This window comes from Pseudomonas sp. Colony2 (assembly GCF_019382755.1).
In the GTDB taxonomy this organism is placed as follows: Bacteria; Pseudomonadota; Gammaproteobacteria; order Pseudomonadales; family Pseudomonadaceae; genus Aquipseudomonas.
On sequence record NZ_CP080030.1, the window covers coordinates 1,088,942 to 1,090,953 of the forward strand.

Below are 2,012 nucleotides of genomic sequence, written 5' to 3' on the forward strand. Positions count from 1 at the left end.
GGTCAATGCACCACAGAGTTCGGCGGCAAATGCCCCAGCCGTTCGGTCAGGCGTAGACGCTGGATCGGGTCTTCGCTGAGCATCAATGCGTGTTCCAGGTCAAAACGCTCGGCGTTCGGGCAATCCAGGCGCTGATACAAACTGGCCCGGGCCAGGTAATCGGCGGCGCTGGCATTGCCCAGCTCCAGCACGCGTTCGGCATCCACCAGAGCGGCCAGGTGGTCGTCGTTGGACAGGTGCAACTGGCGCAGATTACGCGACAGCCGTTGCAGGATCGATCGCGGCTCGGCGGTGTGCAGGTGGTCGGCCTGCAACTTGAGATTGGGCCCGTACTGGCGGGTCAGCAGGTCGCGGCAATCGTTGGGGTACAGGCGTCGGCCGCCGCAGGGGTCGAGCAGGTGATCGGCGCCCGGCACCCGCAACAGGAAGTGCCCCGGGAAGTTGACGCCCACCAGCGGAATGTCCAGGCGCCGCGCCAGCTCCAGGGCAATCAGCCCGAGAGCCAGCGGCTGCCCGCGTTTACGCTTCAACACCTTGTCCAGCAGCGCGGCGGCGGGGCGCAGCGGGGTGTGGTCATCCTGGGCGAACCCCAGGTCGTTCATGCGCCGCAGCAACGGTTGTCCGAGTTCATCCGCCGGCAGCATCGGCATGCTGAGGCTGACCAATTGCTGCAATACCTTGAAGTCCTGCAGGATGGCCAAGGGGTCCACCGCCGGGTCGTGCTCGGCCGCCATCCACAGCGCGGCTTCAAACAGCGCGGGCGGTGAGCGTTCCAGGCAGGCAAAAAAGGCGTCGCGGGGCTTCATTGGGTTCTCCGGCGGATGTCTCGTTTTAGCCTTGCTGTGAACTTTCGTCCAGTGCCTTAAGACAGGTCCTACCTGTTTATGTCGCAAACCCTTTAAAACCGGTGGTCTTATTCCTGCGCGCTTCAGCAGGGTTTCGCTGGCAGTCCTATACTTGGCGCCTACCAGAAGTGATTCGGGAGCTTGACGATGTTTGCGCTCATGCACAGCACCCGCCTTGAATCGCTGCACCTGAGCGTTGACCCGGCCACCGGGTTGAAGGCGGTCATTGCCATCCACAACAGCCGCCTGGGTCCCGCCCTTGGAGGCTGCCGCTACCTCTCTTACCCCGACGATGAAAGTGCCGTGGCGGATGCCGCGCGCCTGGCGCAGGGCATGAGCTACAAGGCCGCGCTGGCCGGTTTGCCGGTGGGTGGCGGCAACGCGGTGATCATCCGCCCCGCCCATGTGGAAAGCCGCGCGGCATTGTTTGAAGCCTTCGGCCGCTGCATCGAGCAGCTGGATGGCCGCTACATCACCGCCATCGACAGCGGCACCTCGGTGGCCGACATGGATTGCATCGCCCAGCAGACCCGCTATGTCACCAGCACCACGGCGGCCGGCGATCCCTCGCCCCACGCGGCGATGGGCGTGTTCGCCGGCATCCGCACCACCGCGATGGCTCGCCTGGGCAGCGATAATCTGGAAGGTCTGCGCGTGGCGATCCAGGGCCTGGGCAACGTCGGTTATGCCCTGGCCGAGCAACTGCACGCCGCCGGGGCTGAATTGCTGGTGAGCGACATCGACCACGGCAAGGTGCAACTGGCCATGGAACAGCTGGGCGCACACCCGATTGCCAACGAAGCCTTGCTCAGCACTCCGTGCGATATCCTTGCGCCCTGCGGTGTGGGCGCGGTGTTCAACCGCTACACGGTCGCGCAGTTGCGATGCGCAGCGGTGGCCGGCTCCGCCAGTGCGCAACTGACCAACCTGCAAGTGGCCGATCAGTTGGAAGGGCGTGGGATTCTTTACGCGCCGGACTACGTGATCAACTCCGGTGGGCTGATCTACGTGGCCCTCAAGCACGGCGGCGCGGAGCTGGAAACCATCACCGCGCACCTGTCGAACATCGGCACGCGCCTGACCGAAATCTTCGCCCATGCCCAGGCTGAAAAACGCTCACCCGCGCGGGTAGCGGATGAGCTGGCGGAGCGCTTGCTGTACCGCTGA

The 2,012-nt window shown here is 64.8% G+C and carries 2 protein-coding genes; one reads left to right on the plus strand and one right to left on the minus strand.

Annotated elements, in window-relative coordinates:
- Positions 1-2: 2 nt before the first annotated feature.
- Positions 3-806 (minus strand): SirB1 family protein, encoded by an 804-nt coding sequence (locus JV201_RS04440; RefSeq protein WP_003212796.1) that lies wholly within the window; start codon positions 804-806, stop codon positions 3-5.
- 186 nt (positions 807-992) lie between these two features.
- On the opposite strand from JV201_RS04440, the gene JV201_RS04445 reads away from it, so the two are divergent.
- A complete protein-coding gene (locus JV201_RS04445) occupies positions 993-2,012 on the plus strand; it encodes a Glu/Leu/Phe/Val dehydrogenase dimerization domain-containing protein (RefSeq protein WP_010176963.1) in 1,020 nt (339 codons plus the stop codon).

Coding starts and splice junctions, on each gene's coding strand:
- JV201_RS04445 (WP_010176963.1), top strand. CDS start 993: ATGTTTGCGCTCATGCACAGCACCCGCCTTGAATCGCTGCACCTGAGC.
- JV201_RS04440 (WP_003212796.1), bottom strand. CDS start 806: ATGAAGCCCCGCGACGCCTTTTTTGCCTGCCTGGAACGCTCACCGCCC.